The organism is Pseudomonas sp. yb_2, assembly GCF_043103905.1.
Classification (GTDB): Bacteria; Pseudomonadota; Gammaproteobacteria; order Pseudomonadales; family Pseudomonadaceae; genus Aquipseudomonas; species Aquipseudomonas alloputida.
Genome location: NZ_JBICKH010000095.1, coordinates 1 through 18629, shown reverse-complemented (window position 1 = coordinate 18629; position 18629 = coordinate 1). Strand labels below are relative to the sequence as shown.

Sequence of the window (18629 nt, the reverse complement as noted above, 5' to 3'; positions counted from 1 at the left end):
TCCTGAAATTTACCGATGGTGTATGTCGCCAGCCGTCCGCTGAAAATGGCGGACCTGGATCTGGAAACCGTTACGCAAGCCCACGTACAGGCTGTCCGCATGGGCCAGCCCGGCAGCGTTGGCCCAGCGCGCCAGGTCGTCCTGTTCGAAGCCCAGCCAGAGGTCGCCGCAGGCTTCGCGCGCCCACCCCTGGTCATGGCTGCACAGTTCGGTGACCAGCAGGCTGCCGCCTGCCTTCACCCGTTTGGCCAGCTGGCGCAAGGCCAGGGCCGGGTCGCTGAAATGGTGCAGCACCATGTTCAGCACAACGCAGTCGGCGGCCACATCCGTTGCACCCAGTGCATCGGCCAACTGCAGGTTCACGTTGTCGAGCCCTTCGCGCTGGCACACCTGGCGCGCAAGCTCGAGCATGGTAGGGCTGTTGTCCAGGGCGGTGACCTGGGCGAAGCGCCGGGCCAGGTCGGGCAGGAAGCCACCGTCGCCGGGGCCGACTTCCAGCGCGCTGGCGGCCGGGTCGAAATGCAGTTTGTCGAGCAGCGCCAGCAGGCTGTCGCGGTACTGCGGAAGGCCGGCGATCAGGTCCTGCTGGGCACGGAACTTCTCTTCCACGCGCAGGAAGAAGTCCTGGCTGGTGGCCGCCCGTCGCTGCTGGACATGGGCTATGCGCGCCTGCACATCGGGCGGTAGGGCCAGGTCGTCGACTTCTTCGAGCAGCGCCGCGTGCAGCCGGCCACCCAGGCGCAGGCCATCGGGCAGGGCACGGCGGTAGAAGATGGCGTTGCCTTCGCGGCGGGTTGCCACCAGGTCGGCCTGAGCCAGCACCTTGAGGTGATGGCTCATGCCCGACTGGCCGATGTCGAAGATCTGCGCCAGTTCCAGCACGCCGAACGAGTCATTGGCCAAGGCGCGCAATACGTTCAGGCGCAGCGCATCGCCACTGGCTTTGCACAGGGCTGCCAATGTTTCGCGTTGCTCGGGGATCGATTGCGCACGCAGATTCATGGGGCGGCAGTCTAGACAGGCATCGATGCCCTAGCAAGGCCAATATCAAAAAGTTTTGATATTGGCGATGAGCTGCAAGCCGAAAGCCTCAAGTTACACGCTTTGGGGCGCCCCGAGTCGCGCTCTGCTTCTTCAGTTGCGGCTTAAAGCCGGCGCTTGGCGCTTAAATGTTTGCCCCAAGCGCCCCCAGTGGGCGAAAATGGCCGCCTTTTTCGTGACACCACCTATTCAAGCCCCCTAGGAGATCAGCGATGCCCAGCCGTCGTGAACGTGCCAACGCCATTCGTGCCCTCAGCATGGATGCCGTGCAAAAGGCCAACAGCGGCCACCCAGGTGCCCCCATGGGCATGGCGGATATCGCCGAAGTGCTTTGGCGCGACTACCTGAAGCACAACCCGAGCAACCCGAGCTTCGCCGACCGTGACCGCTTCGTGCTGTCCAACGGCCACGGCTCGATGCTGATCTACTCGCTGCTGCACCTGACCGGCTACGACGTCACCATCGATGACATCAAAGGCTTCCGCCAACTGCACAGCCGCACCCCGGGCCACCCGGAATACGGCTACACCCCAGGCGTTGAAACCACCACCGGCCCGCTCGGCCAGGGTATCGCCAACGCCGTGGGCTTCGCCCTGGCCGAAAAAGTACTGGCTGCCCAGTTCAACCGTGACGGCCACAATATCGTCGACCACAACACCTATGTGTTCCTCGGCGACGGCTGCATGATGGAAGGCATCTCCCATGAAGTCGCCTCGCTGGCCGGCACCCTGGGCCTGAACAAGCTGATCGCCTTCTACGATGACAATGGCATCTCCATCGACGGCGAAGTGCACGGCTGGTTCACCGACAACACCCCGGCGCGCTTCGAAGCCTACAACTGGCAGGTGATCCGCAACGTCGACGGCCACGATGCCGAAGAAATCAAGATGGCCATCGAGACCGCCCGCAAGAGCGATCGCCCGACCCTGATCTGCTGCAAGACCACCATCGGTTTCGGTTCGCCGAACAAGCAGGGCAAGGAAGACTGCCACGGTGCCCCGCTGGGCAACGACGAAATCGCCCTGACCCGCCAGGCCCTGAACTGGAACCACGGCCCGTTCGAAATCCCGGCCGACATCTACGCCGAGTGGGATGCCAAGGCCGCCGGTGCCAAGGTTGAAGCCGAGTGGAACCAGCGCTTCGACGCCTACGCCAAGGCCTACCCGGAGCTGGCTGCCGAGTTCAAGCGCCGTGCCAGCGGCGAGCTGCCGGCCGACTTCAGCGAAAAGGCCCAGGCCTACATCAACGAAGTGGCTGCCAAAGGCGAAACCATCGCCAGCCGCAAGGCCAGCCAGAACGCCCTGAACGCCTTCGGCCCGCTGCTGCCCGAGTTCCTCGGCGGTTCGGCGGACCTGGCCGGCTCCAACCTGACCCTGTGGAAAGGTTGCAAGGGCGTCGAAGCCAATGACGCCAGCGGCAACTACGTGTTCTACGGCGTGCGCGAGTTCGGCATGACCGCCATCATGAACGGCGTTGCCCTGCACGGTGGCCTGGTGCCTTACGGCGCGACCTTCCTCATGTTCATGGAATACGCCCGCAACGCCGTGCGCATGTCGGCCCTGATGAAGCAGCGCGTGATCCACGTGTACACCCACGACTCCATCGGTCTGGGTGAAGACGGCCCGACGCACCAGCCGATCGAGCAGCTGACCAGCCTGCGCAGCACCCCGAACCTGGACACCTGGCGCCCGGCCGACGCGGTGGAATCCGCCGTGTCCTGGAAAAACGCCCTGGAGCGCAAGGACGGCCCATCGGCGCTGATCTTCTCGCGCCAGAACCTGCAGCACCAGGACCGCGATGCCCAGCAGATCGCCGACATCAGCCGCGGTGGCTATGTGCTCAAGGACTGCGCCGGCGAGCCTGAACTGATTCTGATCGCCACCGGTTCCGAAGTGGGCCTGGCTGTTCAGGCCTTCGACAAGCTGACCGAGCAAGGCCGCAAGGTGCGCGTGGTTTCCATGCCGTGCACCAGCGTGTTCGATGCCCAGGACGCTGCCTACAAGCAGTCCGTGCTGCCGCTGGAAGTCGGTGCGCGTATCGCCATCGAAGCTGCCCACGCTGACTTCTGGTACAAGTACGTCGGCCTGGAAGGTCGTATCATCGGCATGACCACCTACGGTGAGTCGGCGCCGGCTTCGGCATTGTTCGAAGAGTTTGGCTTCACCCTGGAGAACATCCTCGGTACTGCCGAAGAGCTGCTGGAAGACTGATTTAAAGATCTGCGGGCGGTGTCGCCTTCATTCGCGGGCAAGCCCGCTCCCACAGAGGTTGCATGAAACCCTGTGGGAGCGGGCTTGCCCGCGAATGCCACACCGCAAATTCCGCAGGCTGACGACAATTGAACTGTCTCGTGAGCCCCGAATGCCCCACCGTCCCTACAAAGTTGCACTCAACGGTTATGGCCGTATCGGCCGCTGTGTCCTGCGCGCGCTGTTCGAGCGGGGGGCAAAGGCCGGTTTCGAGATCGTCGCGCTGAACGATCTGGCCGATCAGGCCAGCCTCGAATACCTGACACGCTTCGACTCCACCCACGGGCGTTTTCCCGGCGAGGTCAAGGTCGACGGCGACTGTCTGCACATCAATGGCGACTGCGTGAAGGTAATGCGCAGTGCCACCCCCGAAGGCATCGACTGGGCTGCGCTGGGCATCGACCTGGTGCTGGAGTGTTCCGGTGCCTATAACACCCGTGCCGATGGCCAGCGTTTCCTCGAAGCCGGTGCGCCAAGGGTGCTGTTCTCGCAGCCCATGGCCAGCGAGGCCGACGTTGACGCCACGGTTGTCTACGGCATCAACCAGGCCTGCCTGACCGGCAGCGAGCGCCTGGTGTCCAACGCCTCGTGCACCACCAACTGCGGCGTGCCGCTGCTGCGTGTGCTGGACCAAGCGTTTGGCATCGAATATGTGCAGATCACAACCATCCACTCGGCGATGAACGACCAGCCGGTGATCGATGCCTATCACCACGAAGACCTGCGCCGCACGCGTTCGGCCTTCCAGTCGGTGATCCCCGTGTCCACTGGCCTGGCGCGTGGCATCGAGCGCCTGCTTCCGGAACTTGCCGGGCGAATCCAGGCCAAAGCGGTACGTGTACCGACCGTCAACGTCTCGTGCCTGGACATCACCCTGCAGACTGCCCGCGACACCAGTGCGGCCGAAGTCAACCGAGTGCTGCGCGAGGCTGCGCTGGAAGGTCCGCTTAAAGGCTTGCTGGCTTACACCGAGCTGCCGCACGCCAGCTGTGATTTCAACCATGACCCACATTCGGCGATCGTCGATGCCAGCCAGACGCGTGTTTCCGGCCCCCGCCTGGTAAACCTGCTGGCCTGGTTCGACAACGAATGGGGTTTTGCCAACCGTATGCTCGACGTTGCCGAACACTTTCTGCACGTCGTTCACCCAACCCGCACCAAACAGCCCTGAAGGACTGCATTCATGACCGTGTTGAAGATGACCGACCTCGACCTGCAAGGTAAGCGCGTACTGATCCGCGAAGACCTCAACGTGCCTGTGAAGGACGGTGTGGTAGCCAGCGATGCGCGTATCCTGGCAGCGCTGCCGACCATCAAGCTGGCCCTGGAGAAGGGCGCAGCGGTAATGGTCTGCTCGCACCTGGGCCGCCCGACCGAAGGCGAATTCTCTGCCGAGAACAGCCTCAAGCCGGTCGCCGATTACCTGAGCAAGGCCCTGGGCCGCGACGTGCCGCTGGTTGCCGACTACCTGGACGGTGTCGCGGTACAGGCCGGTGAACTGGTGCTGTTCGAGAACGTGCGCTTCAACAAGGGCGAGAAAAAGAACGCCGACGAGCTGGCGCAGAAATACGCAGCCCTGTGCGACGTATTCGTCATGGACGCTTTCGGCACCGCACACCGCGCCGAAGGCTCGACCCATGGCGTCGCCAAGTTCGCCAAGGTGGCCGCTGCCGGCCCACTGCTGGCAGCCGAACTGGATGCCTTGGGCAAGGCCCTGAAAGCCCCGGCCAAGCCAATGGCGGCCATCGTTGCCGGCTCCAAGGTTTCCACCAAGCTGGACGTGCTGAACAGCCTCAGCAGTGTTTGCGACCAGCTGATCGTCGGTGGCGGTATTGCCAACACTTTCCTGGCCGCTGCCGGCCACCCGGTGGGCAAGTCGCTGTACGAGCCTGACCTGGTGGACACCGCCAAGGCCATTGCCGCCAAGGTCAGCGTGCCGCTGCCAGTCGACGTGGTGGTTGCCAAGGAGTTTGCCGAGAGCGCCGAAGCCACCGTCAAGGCCATTGCCGACGTAGCTGCCGACGACATGATCCTGGACATCGGCCCGCAAACCGCGGCCAATTTCGCCGAGCTGCTGAAATCGTCGAAAACCATTCTTTGGAATGGCCCGGTTGGCGTGTTCGAATTCGATCAGTTCGGCAACGGCACCAAGGTACTGGCCAAGGCCATCGCCGACAGCGCCGCGTTCTCCATCGCCGGTGGCGGTGACACCCTGGCAGCCATCGACAAATATGGCGTCAGCAAGGAAATCTCCTACATTTCTACCGGTGGTGGCGCCTTCCTCGAGTTCGTCGAGGGCAAGGTCCTGCCAGCTGTGGCAATTCTGGAAGAGCGGGCCAAGGCCTGATGACGTCGGCGCTTGGCAAAGGGAGTGGCCTGGTGGTCAAACAATTGCCTGTGATGATGCTGGCCGGTCTGCTGAGCGCTTGCGCGGGCAGCCCGGCCTCGGATGCCGACCCGGCGCAGTCGCACAAGGGCGGTTGCTATCAGTCCGACTGGCAGGCCGAGACTGTGCCGGTCATCGGCAAGCGCGTGGGCCCGGAAGGCCTGGAAAAGTACGACGAAGACCACCAGCGCAAGGCGCCGGGTTGCCCTTGATCGGGTAATAGGCAACCTGAACGTTGATTTGTGGTCTTGAAGAAGGGGCCGCTGTGCGGCCCTTCGCGGGCTCGCCCGCTCCCACAGAGACTGACCTGTACCTGTGGGAGCGGGCGTGCCCGCGAAGGGCTGCACAGCAGCCCCAAATCGAGGAAACTGAATGAAAGCGCTTTTGGCCGTGACGGCCCTGGCGACACTGGCAGGATGCTCACTGCTGCAGCCGGCGCAACCGGCCCCGGCAGACAACTGGACCCGTTGGGTCTGCGACACCCAGGCTGAGGTGCTTTGGCGCTTCGCCGATGCGCAACGTGACCAGGTTGACGTGCGCCTTGGCGGCGGCGACCAGGTGTACCGGCTCAAGGCTGAACCGGGTGCCTCGGGTGCGCTGTACAGCGATGGCATGCTGGCCTTCCACACCAAGGGCGAAGAAGGCCTGGTGTACTGGGTGGCAACCAACGATCTGATTGGGCGGGGCTGCAAGGCACCGTGACTGGCCGGGCCGCGAGGGTGGCCCACACTACTTGAACAGCAACCGCCCCTGCGGCAGGCTTGCACGAAACAAACGACGCTTGTCGGGAGAGAGATACACAATGGCACTCATTAGCATGCGCCAGATGCTGGACCACGCCGCCGAGTTCGGCTACGGCGTACCAGCTTTCAACGTCAACAACCTCGAGCAGATGCGCGCCATCATGGAAGCGGCCGACAAGACCGACTCCCCGGTGATCGTTCAGGCTTCGGCCGGTGCCCGCAAATACGCGGGTGCGCCATTCCTGCGCCACCTGATCCTGGCTGCCATCGAAGAGTTCCCGCACATCCCGGTGTGCATGCACCAGGACCACGGTACCAGCCCTGACGTCTGCCAGCGCTCGATCCAGCTGGGCTTCAGCTCGGTCATGATGGACGGTTCGCTGGGTGAAGACGGCAAGACCCCGACCGACTACGAGTACAACGTCCGCGTTACCCAGCAGACCGTTGCCATGGCTCACGCCTGCGGCGTTTCGGTTGAAGGCGAACTGGGCTGCCTGGGCTCCCTGGAAACCGGCCTGGCCGGTGAAGAAGACGGGATCGGCGCCGAAGGCGTGCTGGATCACAGCCAGATGCTGACCGACCCGGAAGAAGCCGCCGACTTCGTCAAGAAGACCCAGGTCGACGCCCTGGCGATCGCCATCGGTACCAGCCACGGTGCCTACAAGTTCACCAAGCCACCAACCGGTGACGTGCTGGCCATCGATCGTATCAAGGAAATCCACAAGCGCATCCCCAACACCCACCTGGTGATGCACGGTTCGTCCTCGGTACCGCAAGAGTGGCTGGCGATCATCAACCAGTACGGCGGCGACATCAAAGAAACCTACGGTGTACCGGTTGAAGAAATCGTTGAAGGCATCAAGCACGGCGTGCGCAAGGTCAACATCGATACCGACCTGCGTCTGGCCTCTACCGGTGCCATGCGCCGTCTGATGGCGCAGAACCCGAGCGAGTTCGACCCACGCAAGTTCTTCGGTGAAACCATCAAGGCCATGCGCGACGTGTGCATCGCGCGTTACGAAGCCTTCGGCACCGCGGGCAATGCCTCGAAGATCAAGCCGATCTCTCTGGAAGGCATGTACCAGCGCTACCTGAAAGGTGAACTGGCCGCCAAGGTCAACTGATCGACAGGTAACCCTGAAAAACCCGCAGCGATGCGGGTTTTTTTATGGGAGATGGAAACCTGTACATAATTCCGGCAGACCGACCGTTAGTCGGCTACCGTACAGTTTGATCATTGATAGCGTTCTGATTGCATTGCGTGTTGCAGCCTCAGGTCTAGAGTACTAATGGATCCAACCGTATTTTGAAGTCGGTCACATAACAGAGAAGCAGCATGGATGGCGCTTACCCTCAACAGCAGCCACTGGATGGCAGCTCAGTTCTTCTGGTGGTAGACGACTACCCCGAGAACCTCATCAGCATGCGGGCCTTGCTGGCCCGGCAGGATTGGCAAGTATTGACGGCAAGCTCTGGGATAGAAGCCTTGAGCGCGTTGCTTGAATACGAAGTCGACCTGGTGTTGATGGATGTACAGATGCCGGAAATGGACGGCTTTGAAGTCGCCCGGCTGATGCGCGGCAATCAGCGTACCCGACTGACCCCGATCATTTTCCTCACCGCCAACGAAAAGTCCGAAGCGGCCGTGCTCAAAGGCTACGCCAGCGGCGCCGTGGACTACATGTTCAAACCGTTCGACCCACAAATCCTCAAGCCCAAGGTCCAGGCGCTGCTCGACCAGCAGCGCAACCGGCGCATGCTGCAGCAGCTGAGTCGTGAGCTGGAGACGGCCAGGGCCTTCAATGCGTCCATCCTGGAAAATGCCGCCGAAGGCATTCTGGTGGTTGATGCCCATGGCATCATCCGTTTTGCCAATCCGGCCATTTCCCGTTTGCTGGCGGCACCGGTGCAACACCTGCAGGGCACCCAATTGCTCGACGTTGTGCAACTGACCAGTACCAGCCTGTGGCGCGAGTCGGACTTCTACAAGGCCTACCAGGGGCGGCAGATCTACCGCGTACACGATGCCCAACTGCGTACCCAAGGCGGTGAGCTTGTGCCGGTGGCGCTGTCCTGTGCGCCGTTGCCGGCCGATCAACAGGCCATGGTGGTGACCGTGCTGGACATGTCGGCAGTGCGTAACTTGCACCAGCAGCTGGAATACCAGGCCATTACTGACCCGCTAACCGGCCTGCTCAACCGCCGTGGTTTCTACCAGGCGGCTGAAGGTGCACTGTTGCGCAACGAGCGCTCTGACAAGGCGCAGGCGCTGATGTACATGGACCTGGATGGCTTCAAGCGCATCAACGACTCGCTCGGCCACGACGCGGGCGACCGGGTGTTGCGCTGGGTGGCCGAGCAGCTCAAGGACTGCCTGGGCAGTGAGGCCTTGCTGGCGCGTATGGGCGGTGATGAGTTCACTGCACTGTTTGACAGCTTGCCCTACCCGGAGCAGGCCGGGCGTTTTGCCGAACGGTTGCTCGAACGTGTTTCCATCAGCCATGAGGTAGACGGGCTCGATGTGTGCCTTGGGGTCAGCATCGGCATTGCCACCTACCCGGACTGTGGCGCCAATGTCGAAGGCCTGCTGCGTTCGGCCGATGCAGCAATGTACGCAGCCAAGCAAGCGGGGCGTCAGCAATACCGCTTCTACGACCAGGAACTCAACGGACGGGCGCGCTCGCGATTGATGCTCGAGGACAGCGTGCGCATGGCCATCGAGCAGCAGGACTTTACCTTGGTGTACCAGCCACAGGTCGCCTTCCACGATGGCCGCCTGCGTGGTTTCGAGGCCTTGCTGCGCTGGCAGCACCCCAGCGTTGGCGATGTGCCGCCGGGGCTGTTCATCCCGTTGCTGGAAGAAGCACGGCTGATCAACCGCCTGGCCAGCTGGATCTACCGCCAGGGGGCCGCCCAGCGGCAGGCCTGGTACGACCGGTTTCCGCCGGACCTTGTGCTCGGCATCAGCCTGAGCCGCGCGCAGTTCGTCATGCCTGGCCTGGTCGAAGAGCTGCAACGGGTCATCCAGCTTTACCAGCTTGTCCCGACGCAGTTGGAGGTGGAAGTGGCGGAAACGTCGCTGATGTATAACATCGACGCGGCCGTCAAACAGATACACCGCTTGCGTGAGCTGGGCGTGAGGGTGGCCCTGGATGACTTCGGTGCGGGTGACTGTTCGTTGCGCATGCTGCGCGACCTGCCTATCGACACCCTCAAGCTTGACCGTCATCTGGTGGCACGTCTGCCCGATTCGACGGTAGATGCTGCGTTGGTTCGCAGCGTGATCGGCCTGTGCGCCGACTACCGTATCACGGTGATCGCCGAGGGTGTGGAGACCCCGGCGCAGGCCGCCTGGCTAAAGGCCAATGGTTGCGAATACGTTCAGGGTTTCCTGGTGGCTTATCCGATGACCGCGACTGACGCTAGCGGCTTCCCGGCAATTTTCTCCTGGCCAGGGCCGTGATTGGCTAGAATCGGCATTCGTTACGCCGAATACAGCGCCATGACCGTACTACGTTACTTGCAAGCCTACCCCCCGCACCTGCAGGCGCAGGTGCGGCAGATGATCGACAGCGACCGCCTGGGTGAATACCTGCAGCGCCGTTACCCTGACCGCCATGACGTGCAAAGCGACAAGGCGCTGTATGGCTATGCCCAGGATCTGCGCCAACAGTACCTGCGAAGTGCGCCAAACCTGGACAAGGTACTGTTCGACAGCCGCCTCGATCTGACGCATCGGGCCCTGGGCTTGAACACGGCGGTGTCGCGGGTGCAGGGTGGCAAGCTCAAGGCGAAGAAGGAAATCCGCATTGCCTCGCTGTTCAAGGAGGCCGCGCCACAGTTCTTGCGCATGATTGTTGTGCACGAGTTGGCGCACCTGCGCGAGCGAGATCACAACAAAGCGTTCTACCAGCTCTGCCAGCACATGGAGCCGGACTATCACCAACTGGAATTCGACCTGCGCGTCTACCTGACCTATCGGGAGCTGCCGGGCAACCTCTAAGGAACATGCAGCATGGAAGTGAGCAAGACCAAGAGCAGCTTCTACCGCCGCCTGTACGTGGCCTGGCTGATCGATAGCCAGACCGCGACCAGCGTGCCCGCCCTGATGGAAGCCACCGGCATGCCTCGTCGCACAGCTCAGGACACTATCGCCGCGCTGGCCGACCTGGACATCGTCTGCGAGTTCGAACAGCAGGAAGGCGCACGCAACCACGCCGGGCATTATCGCATTCATGACTGGGGGGCGATCGACAAGCAGTGGATCATTCGTCACTTGCGGCAGATCCGCGAAGTGCTGGGTTACCCCTGATGTGCAAAGCCCACACAGGGTGGGCTCATCCCTTGCGCATTCCAATGGACGCGATGCCGTCCTCCAAAAACTCCTCGCCCACCACCGCAAACCCATGGCGGGCATAAAACGCCTGTAAATGCGCCGGAGCCGACAGATAAACCGGCACCCCCGGCCAACAATGCTCCGCCGCCTCCAGCCCTTTGAGCAGCAAGCTTTCGTCGAGCTGCAAACCTCGCGCCTGCGGTGATGTCACCACTCGTCCGATCACCACATCCCCACCTTGTGACTGCGGATCCAGCAGGCGCAGGTAGGCCACCAGCTTGTCTTCCTGCCAGGCCATGAGGTGCAAGGTATCGCCAGTCAGGTCCTGACCATCGACTTCCTGGTAGGCGTGGCGCTGCTCCACCACGAGTACTTCAGTGCGTAGCTGCAAAATGGCATAGAGCTGCTCCTTGCCGAGGTCGGCGTGGTGCTTGCAGAGCCAGTCGATTGACATGGGCACGAACTCCTTGGATGAGGCTCGATCATCGCATGCTGCATGTGCTTCGGCCAAAATAGAGGCTAAATGACACTATTGGCCGCTGCCCTCGGCAACCGCTTTGTGTAATCTCACTGGCAGTGTTGCCCTCCATTGCGAAAGGACGTGAGCATGCGGCCACTGCTTTGTGTTCTGGGATTGCTGGCAACGATGCTGGCAACACCTGCCCCGGGTCACGCCAAGCTACGCCTGGTGGCCGACAACTGGCCACCGTTCACCGATGCCAAGATGCCGGGCGGCGGCCTTGCGACCAGCATCGTTACCACCGCACTGGCCCGTGCCGGCTACGCCAGCGGCTATGAAGAGGTGCCGTGGGCGCGGGCGTTGCTGGGGGTAGGTGAAGGGCGCTACGACGTGCTGATCAATGCCTGGTACAACGACTCGCGCGCCAATATCGGGCAATTCTCCAGCGCCTACCTGAGTAATCGTATTCGCCTGCTGCAGCGTAAGGGCGAGGCGTTTAGCTACAAGCGTCTGTCTGACCTTTATGCCTATAGCATTGCCGTAGTGCGTGATTACGCCTATTCACCGGAATTCGACGGGGATCCCCGTCTGCACAAAGTGCCGGTGCGCAACTTTTCTTCTGCGGTACGCATGTTGGCGGCAGGGCGGGTAAGCCTGGCGGTGGAAGACGAGTACGTGGCCCGCTACAACCTGCAGCGTGAGCCGCAGGACGTGCGTGATGGGGTGATGCTGGTGGATCCGCCGCTGGGGGAGAACACCCTGCATATTCTGGTCAGCCTGAAGCACCCGGAGCATGATCGGATCGTCGAGCGCTTCGAGCAGGCGATAGCGGCGATGAAGGCCGATGGCAGCTATGCCCGGCTGCTGCGTCAGTACGGCTTTTGAGCACAGGCACTAAAACGATCAGGCCGGGGCATTCTCCTTGATCAGGTGTGCCGCCAGGGTCCGCAGTGGCCCCAGCTGCCGGCATATCAACGCCAGCTGCGTCTGCACCAACCGCTGATGCTCATCCAGATCTTCCGGCATCTGCTCCAGGGCATTGGCCAACGCCTCTTCGGAATCACTGTGAATCGCCACCGGCAGCCGCGCGGCCAGGCCGTTGGCAATTTCGTCCAGGCTGCTGGCCAGGCTTTGCCCGGCGCCTTCGATCAACTGCTCCTGCACCTCGGCTGGCAACGCCGTGTCGCGGTGCGCGCCTAACCCCGAGAGGTAGCTGAGCAAGGTGTGCGACAGCACCAGGAAGCGAAAGCCAACGTCGGCCTCCTTACGGAAATGCCCCGGCTCCATCAGCATGTTGGCCAAGGTGGTGGACAACGCCGCGTCAGCGTTGTGGGCATTGCGCCGGGCCAGGCGGTAGGCCAGGTCGTCGCGCTTGCCGTGGGCATACTGCTGCATGATCTGGCGCAGGTACACGCTGGCGCAGGCCAGGGTATTGGCCAGCGCCTTGTTCAGCCGTCGGCCCTGCCAGTCAGGCAGGAACAGGAACACTGCAAGAATGGCAATCAGGCTGCCGACCAGGGTATCGAACAGGCGCGGCAGGAACAGGCCGTAGCCATCGCCGATCTGGTTGAAGCAGAACAGCACCATCAGGGTGATCGCGGCAGTGGCCAGGGTGTATCGGGTGGTGCGGTTGACGAAGAACACCACCCCGGCAACCACGGCGAACAACGACTGGATGACCGGGTTGGGGAACAGGTCGAACAAGGCCCAACCCACTGTCAGGCCAACGGCAGTGCCGAAGATTCGCTGCACCAGCTTGCGCCGCGTGGCCCCATAGTTGGGCTGGCAGACGAACAGCGTGGTGAGGATGATCCAGTAGCCCTGGGTCGGGTGAATCAGGTGCACCATGCCATAGCCGATCGACAGCGCCAGCGGCAGGCGCAAGGCATGGCGGAACAACAGCGAGGTCGGTGTGAGCTGGGTGCGCAGGCGCGTCCACACGTCCTTCAGCGAGCGCGGCGAGCGGTCGAGCAGGCTGCTGTCGCTGGCGTCGGCCAGGCTGTCCGGGTTGCTGGCGGCACTGAGCAGGCGGTCCAGTGTTGCCAGGTTGGCGGCGAGTGCCCGCAGTGAGCGCAACAGGCCGCGCCAGGCCGGGTTGCTCTGGATGCGCAGGTGCTCCAGCGAGGCGTTGAGGTCTTCGAGGGCTTCTGGATAACCGCTGGCCAGCACGAACGGTTGGCGCAGGCGGATCGAGCGGGCCAGTTCCTGGCAGGATGAACCCTGCTTACGCAACAGGCGCTGGCAGCGGAACATGACGTCGCTGTGGAAAAACGCCTCGGTCAGTGCGTTGTAGGGGTAGTGCGAGGCACTGACACGCTCGTGGATATCCTGGGCCAGGAAGTACAGCTTGAGGTAGCGGCTTACCTTCGAGTTTGGTTGGCTGTTGCCCACCCGGTGCAGGATGATCTCCTTGGCTGCGTTCAGCGCGGCCACCACCTTGCCGTTCTGCTGGGCCAGTTCCAGGCGCCGTGCCTCGACGTCGAGCGTGCGGACCGGTTCAAACAGGCTGGCCTTGAGCTTGAGGTAGCTGCCCAGCTCGAAGAACAGTTTGGCCAGGCTCTGCTGTACCGGCTGGTTGGAAAACAGCGCCTGCCACAGCACCGACAACAACCCGTACCAGGCCGCACCTGCCACCAGCAGCAGCGGTTCGTGCCAGAAGTCGGTGACCTGGCCGCCGCGCTGGTCCACCCCGATCATGGTGTAGACCGCAGTGATCAAGGTGGCCGAAGCGATGGCGCCGTAGCGCTCGCCCAGCGCCCCGAGCATGGTCAGGCCAAAGGCAGCCAGGGCCAGGGCAATGACGAAGATCCAGGGGTAGGGGAATAGCAACTCGACTGCCAGTGCAGCAATGGCGAAGCACACCAGGGTAACGGCCAGGGCGCTGAGGCGGCCCTGCCAGCTGTCGTCGGTTTCGGCCAGGGCGCTGGCGATGATGCCGAGGAACAGCGGAATCAGCAGGGCCATCTCGTTCTGGTACCAGCACAGGGCCAGGCTGCCGGTGAGGGCAATGGTGACCCGGATGCTGTAGCTGAACTTGTCTTGGCCCCACAGGCGACGCAGTGACTGACGGAACGAGCTCGATGACATGATGGCCTGCCAGGCGGTGATCAGAAGAATACCTTTCAGGGCCGGTTATTGGGGCGCGCAGCGGCCCCAATAACGGCGCCAAGCACGGGCCAGCAAGAAGCGTTCCGTGCTGCTGAAAGGATTCTACTCTACACGAACTGCGCGGCGGCGTTCGCCGATGCCCAAGCCCACTGGAAGTTGAAGCCGCCCAGGTGGCCGGTGACATCCAGCACTTCACCGATGAAGTACAACCCCGGGCTTTTCAGCGATTCCATGGTCTTGGACGACACCTCGCGGGTATCCACGCCGCCCAGGGTCACTTCGGCGGTGCGGTAGCCTTCGGTGCCGGCCGGTACTACCTGCCAGTTCGCCAGCTTTTCGGCGATTTGCGCCAGTTCCGCCGGGGTGTACTGCTTCATCGGCTTCGACTCGAACCACTGCTCGGCCAGCAAGTTGGCCAGCTTGCGGGTGAACACCTCGCCCAGCACGGTCTTCAGTTCGGCGTTGGCGCGTTCGGCCTGCATCTGTTGCAGCCAGGAAAGCGCATCGCGGTCGGGCAACAGGTTGATCTCGACCGTGTCACCGGCTTCCCAGAACGACGAGATCTGCAAGATTGCCGGGCCGCTCAGGCCGCGGTGCGTGAACAGCAGGTTTTCGCGGAAGCTGGTGCCATTGCAGCTGGCGGTGCAGTCCAGCGAGGTGCCGGACAACTCGGTGCACATCGCCTTGAGTTGGGGCTCGGTGATGGTGAATGGCACCAGCCCAGCGCGGGTTGGCAGCAGGGTGTGGCCGAACTGGCGGGCCACCTGGTAGCCGAAACCGGTGGCGCCCAGGGTCGGGATCGACAGGCCGCCGGTGGCGATGACCAGCGACTGGCAGGCGAACTGGCCGCCGCTGGTCTGCAGCAGATAGCCGCTTTCGGTCTTCTCGATCTGTTCGATGCTGGTGTGCATGCGGATCTCGGCACCGGCCTCGTCGCATTCGGCCAGCAGCATGTCGAGGATGTCGCTGGCCTTGTTGTCACAGAACAGCTGGCCGAGCTTCTTCTCGTGGTACGCCACGCCGTGCTTGCACACCAGCTCGATGAAGTCCCACTGGGTGTAGCGGGCCAGGGCCGACTTGCAGAAGTGCGCGTTGTGCGAAAGGAAGTTGGCCGGCTCGGTGTACAGGTTGGTGAAGTTGCAACGCCCGCCGCCGGACATGAGGATTTTCTTGCCTGGCTTGTTGGCGTGGTCGAGCAGCAGCACCCGGCGGCCGCGACGGGCACTGAGCTGGGCGCACATCAGGCCGGCGGCGCCGGCGCCAAGGATGATCACGTCGGTGGAGTGCACGGTATGAACCTTCAGATTTGAAATGCTGAACCCTGTGGGGGCGGGTTCACCCGCGAATGCGACGATGCATTTACTGCCGCATTCGCGGGTAAACCCGCTCCTACAGGGGGCTTTGCCTGGCTTTAGAGAATGCGGACTTTCAGGGCGCGCCCCTTGATCTTGCCGCTGTTCAGCCGCTGCATGGCCTGCTTGGCCAGCGCCCGCTCCACGGCCACAAACGCCTGGAAGTCGAAGATGGCGATCTTGCCCACTTGCTTGCCCGGGATGCCGGCATCACCGGTCAGGGCCCCCAGGATGTCGCCAGGGCGCAGCTTGTCCTTGCGGCCAGCGGCAATGCACAGTGTGGTCATCACCGGCAGCAGGGGCTCGCCGCCCTTGTTTTTCAGGCTGTCCAGCTGGTCCCAGCGCAGCGGGCTCTTCTGCAGCGCTTCGATGGCCTGGGCGCGGTGGCCTTCGGCCGGTGCCACCAGGCTGACCGCAACGCCTTTCTCGCCGGCGCGGCCGGTACGGCCCACGCGGTGCACGTGGATTTCGGCATCACGCGCCAGCTCCACGTTGATGACCATGTCCAGGCCATCGATGTCCAGGCCGCGCGCGGCCACGTCGGTAGCGACCAGCACCGAGCTGCTGCGGTTGGCGAACATGGTCAGCACCTGGTCACGGTCGCGCTGCTCCAGGTCGCCGTGCAGGGCCTGGGCGACGATGCCCTTGGCGGTCAGGTGGGCGACCACGTCCTCGCATTGCTGCTTGGTGAAGCAGAACGCTACGCACGACTGCGGGCGGTAGTGGCCGAGCACGCGGGTGACGGCTTCCAGGCGTTGCTGCGGGTCAATCTCGATGAAACGCTGCTCGATCTGGTTGTCGGTGTGCAGGCTTTCGACCTTGACCTGCTGAGGGTTGCGCATGAAGTCGGCGGCCAGTTGCTTGATGCCGGCCGGGTAGGTGGCCGAGAACAGCAGGGTCTGGCGGCGCGACGGGGTCTTGCCGATGATGCTGGCGATGGCGTCGAAGAAGCCCATGTCGAGCATGCGGTCGGCTTCGTCCAGCACCAGGGTGTTCAACCCGTCCAGGACCAGGGTGCCTTTGTCCAGGTGCTGCTGGATGCGCCCTGGTGTGCCGACGATGATGTGCGCGCCGTGCTCCAGCGAAGCGATCTGTGGGCCCAGCGAAACGCCGCCGCACAGGGTCAGGATCTTGATGTTGTCCTCGGCACGGGCCAGGCGGCGCAGCTCCTTGGCCACCTGGTCGGCGAGTTCGCGGGTAGGGCAGAGCACCAACGCCTGGCAGCCGAAGTAGCGCGGGTTGATCGGGTTGAGCAGGCCGATGCCGAAGGCGGCAGTCTTGCCGCTACCGGTCTTGGCCTGGGCGATCAGGTCCTGGCCTTTGAGGATGACAGGCAGGCTCTGGGCCTGGATCGGCGTCATCGAGGCATAGCCAAGGGCCTCCAGGTTGGCCAGCATGGCAGTGGACAGCGGCAAGGTGGCAAAGGCGGTGGATTCGGTGGTCACGAGGCGGGCCTGCGGTGCGAAGCGAAAAATGCCGCATAGTCTACCAGCCTCGTGGCCATTCGCCCTACGACTCCATGTGTTGTTCCGGACGACGGGCACGCCTTCCGTCCGTCGGCGCCAGCTGCAGGAAGATCGCTGCTGCCAGCATGGCCATTACACCGATGGTGACGAAGGTCAGCTGGAACGCGCCCAGGGTGGTTTCCACGCCTTCGGCGCTGCCTGCCGCAGTAAAGCCGCCCAACAGTGCGCCGGCGCAGGCCACACCCAGGCTCAGCGACAGTTGCGCGACCACCGACAGCAGGCTGTTACCGCTGCTGGCGCTGGCGTCGTCGAGATCGATGAGCGTCACTGTGTTCATCGCAGTGAACTGCATGGAGTTCACTGCGCCCAGAAGGCCAAGTTGCACCAACAGCAGCCAATAAGGGGTCTGCTCGTCCACCAGGCCCAGGCTTGCCAGCAGGATGCCCAACAGCAAGGTATTACCGGTGAGGATGATGCGATAGCCGAACCGTTCGATCAGCGGTCGGGCAATGGATTTGGCCAGCATGGCCGCCGCCGCCAGCGGGATCATGCTCATGCCGGCCTGGGCGGGTGAGTAGCCCAGCGCAACCTGCAGCAGCAATGGCACCAGGAACGGCAGCGCGCCGCTGCCCAGGCGGGCGAACAGGTTGCCGAGGATGCCGATGGCGAAAGTACGCACGCGGAACAGGCTTGGCGAGAACAGCGGCTCCGGGTCGCGCCCGGCGCGCAGCCAGTACGCGGCCAGGCAGGCCATGCCGGCGAACAGCAGCAACATTACCCGCAAGTGCGGCAGGTGCAGCTCGCCCAGGCCTTCCATGGCAATGGTGATCAGTACCATGGCTGCGCCGAACAGCAGGAAACCAGGGCCGTCGAAGGTGGTGCGCTCGGCGCCGCGCAAGTCCGGGATGAACTTCCACACGGCAATGCAGCCAAGCAGGCCGACTGGCAGGTTGAGCAGGAAGATCCAGTGCCAGCTGAGGATTTCCACCAGCCAGCCACCGACCGTTGGGCCCAGCAATGGCCCGAGCAGGCCGGGGATGGTGATGAAACTCATGATCCGCACCAGCTCGCTGCGTGGGTAGGCGCGCAGCACCACCAGCCGCCCGACCGGCAGCATCAGCGCACCGCCCAGGCCCTGCACCACGCGGGCGAAGATCAGGAAGCCAAGGCTGTTGGCTGCAGCGCACAGCAGCGAGCCAAAGCTGAACAGCAAGATGGCGCTGAAGAAGATGCGCTTGGTGCCGAATCGGTCGGCGATCCAGCCTGAGGCAGGGATCAGCAGGGCCACGGTGAGCATGTAGGCAATGATCACACCCTGCATGCGCAAGGGGTCTTCGGCCAACGAGCGGGCCATGGCCGGCAGGGCAGTGTTGAGGATGGTGCCGTCCAGGGACTGCATGAAGAAGGCGATGGCCACCACCCAAGGGATCCAGCGGGCGGTGACGGGGTCCAGCGGGGTGCGTTCGGGCATGACGTCCTCGTTTGTCA

General features: G+C 63.1%; 16 protein-coding genes. 10 read left to right on the top strand and 6 right to left on the bottom strand.

Annotated features, from left to right (window positions below; genetic code table 11):
* Positions 1-9: 9 nt before the first annotated feature.
* Positions 10-1002 (bottom strand): metalloregulator ArsR/SmtB family transcription factor, encoded by a 993-nt coding sequence (locus ACF8FB_RS26215; protein ID WP_003249377.1) that lies wholly within the window; start codon positions 1000-1002, stop codon positions 10-12.
* A gap of 251 nt (positions 1003-1253) precedes the next feature.
* Between ACF8FB_RS26215 and tkt the strand changes: the two genes are divergently transcribed.
* The 9 genes from tkt (at position 1254) to ACF8FB_RS26170 (ending at position 10731) form a co-directional block, all read left to right on the top strand.
* Entirely contained in the window at positions 1254-3251 is a 1998-nt protein-coding gene (gene tkt, locus ACF8FB_RS26210) for a transketolase (RefSeq protein ID WP_010955539.1), read from the top strand.
* Positions 3252-3402: 151 nt separating this feature from the next.
* Positions 3403-4461 carry an erythrose-4-phosphate dehydrogenase gene (epd, locus tag ACF8FB_RS26205; protein WP_010955538.1) on the top strand — a complete coding sequence of 353 codons (1059 nt, stop codon included), beginning with the start codon at positions 3403-3405 and terminating at the stop codon, positions 4459-4461.
* Positions 4462-4473: 12 nt separating this feature from the next.
* The gene (locus ACF8FB_RS26200) at positions 4474-5637 is read left to right on the top strand and encodes a phosphoglycerate kinase (protein ID WP_010955537.1); all 1164 of its coding nucleotides are present in this window, start codon (positions 4474-4476) and stop codon (positions 5635-5637) included.
* Positions 5637-5888 carry a hypothetical protein gene (locus ACF8FB_RS26195; RefSeq protein WP_003249384.1) on the top strand — a complete coding sequence of 84 codons (252 nt, stop codon included), beginning with the start codon at positions 5637-5639 and terminating at the stop codon, positions 5886-5888. The genes ACF8FB_RS26200 and ACF8FB_RS26195 overlap by 1 nt, the downstream gene beginning before the upstream one ends.
* A 160-nt stretch (positions 5889-6048) precedes the next feature.
* Positions 6049-6378 carry an MliC family protein gene (locus tag ACF8FB_RS26190; RefSeq protein ID WP_004576614.1) on the top strand — a complete coding sequence of 110 codons (330 nt, stop codon included), beginning with the start codon at positions 6049-6051 and terminating at the stop codon, positions 6376-6378.
* 100 nt (positions 6379-6478) lie between these two features.
* Entirely contained in the window at positions 6479-7543 is a 1065-nt protein-coding gene (gene fba / locus ACF8FB_RS26185) for a class II fructose-bisphosphate aldolase (RefSeq protein ID WP_392512485.1), read from the top strand.
* 212 nt (positions 7544-7755) lie between these two features.
* Positions 7756-9882 (top strand): bifunctional diguanylate cyclase/phosphodiesterase, encoded by a 2127-nt coding sequence (locus ACF8FB_RS26180; protein ID WP_010955534.1) that lies wholly within the window; start codon positions 7756-7758, stop codon positions 9880-9882.
* 39 nt (positions 9883-9921) lie between these two features.
* The gene (locus ACF8FB_RS26175) at positions 9922-10422 is read left to right on the top strand and encodes a M48 family metallopeptidase (protein WP_003249394.1); all 501 of its coding nucleotides are present in this window, start codon (positions 9922-9924) and stop codon (positions 10420-10422) included.
* 12 nt (positions 10423-10434) lie between these two features.
* Positions 10435-10731 (top strand): helix-turn-helix domain-containing protein, encoded by a 297-nt coding sequence (locus tag ACF8FB_RS26170; RefSeq protein WP_003249396.1) that lies wholly within the window; start codon positions 10435-10437, stop codon positions 10729-10731.
* A gap of 25 nt (positions 10732-10756) precedes the next feature.
* Here the strand turns inward: ACF8FB_RS26170 and ACF8FB_RS26165 are convergent, their stop codons facing one another.
* The gene (locus ACF8FB_RS26165; RefSeq protein ID WP_350298500.1) at positions 10757-11209 is read right to left on the bottom strand and encodes a GNAT family N-acetyltransferase; all 453 of its coding nucleotides are present in this window, start codon (positions 11207-11209) and stop codon (positions 10757-10759) included.
* Between the two features lie 153 nt (positions 11210-11362).
* On the opposite strand from ACF8FB_RS26165, the gene ACF8FB_RS26160 reads away from it, so the two are divergent.
* Complete coding sequence (locus ACF8FB_RS26160; RefSeq protein ID WP_392512482.1) at positions 11363-12100, top strand: substrate-binding periplasmic protein; 738 nt, start codon at positions 11363-11365, stop codon at positions 12098-12100.
* A gap of 18 nt (positions 12101-12118) precedes the next feature.
* Here the strand turns inward: ACF8FB_RS26160 and yccS are convergent, their stop codons facing one another.
* The 4 genes from yccS to mdtD form a co-directional block, all read right to left on the bottom strand.
* The gene (gene yccS / locus ACF8FB_RS26155) at positions 12119-14302 is read right to left on the bottom strand and encodes a YccS family putative transporter (protein ID WP_350298501.1); all 2184 of its coding nucleotides are present in this window, start codon (positions 14300-14302) and stop codon (positions 12119-12121) included.
* A 128-nt stretch (positions 14303-14430) separates the two neighbouring features.
* Positions 14431-15612: an NAD(P)/FAD-dependent oxidoreductase gene (locus ACF8FB_RS26150; RefSeq protein WP_020190675.1), complete on the bottom strand. Its 1182-nt coding sequence runs from the start codon at positions 15610-15612 to the stop codon at positions 14431-14433.
* Between the two features lie 122 nt (positions 15613-15734).
* A complete protein-coding gene (dbpA, locus tag ACF8FB_RS26145; RefSeq protein WP_230623076.1) occupies positions 15735-17072 on the bottom strand; it encodes an ATP-dependent RNA helicase DbpA in 1338 nt (445 codons plus the stop codon).
* 112 nt (positions 17073-17184) lie between these two features.
* A complete protein-coding gene (mdtD, locus tag ACF8FB_RS26140; protein WP_003249408.1) occupies positions 17185-18612 on the bottom strand; it encodes a multidrug transporter subunit MdtD in 1428 nt (475 codons plus the stop codon).
* Between the last annotated feature and the right edge of the window lie 17 nt (positions 18613-18629).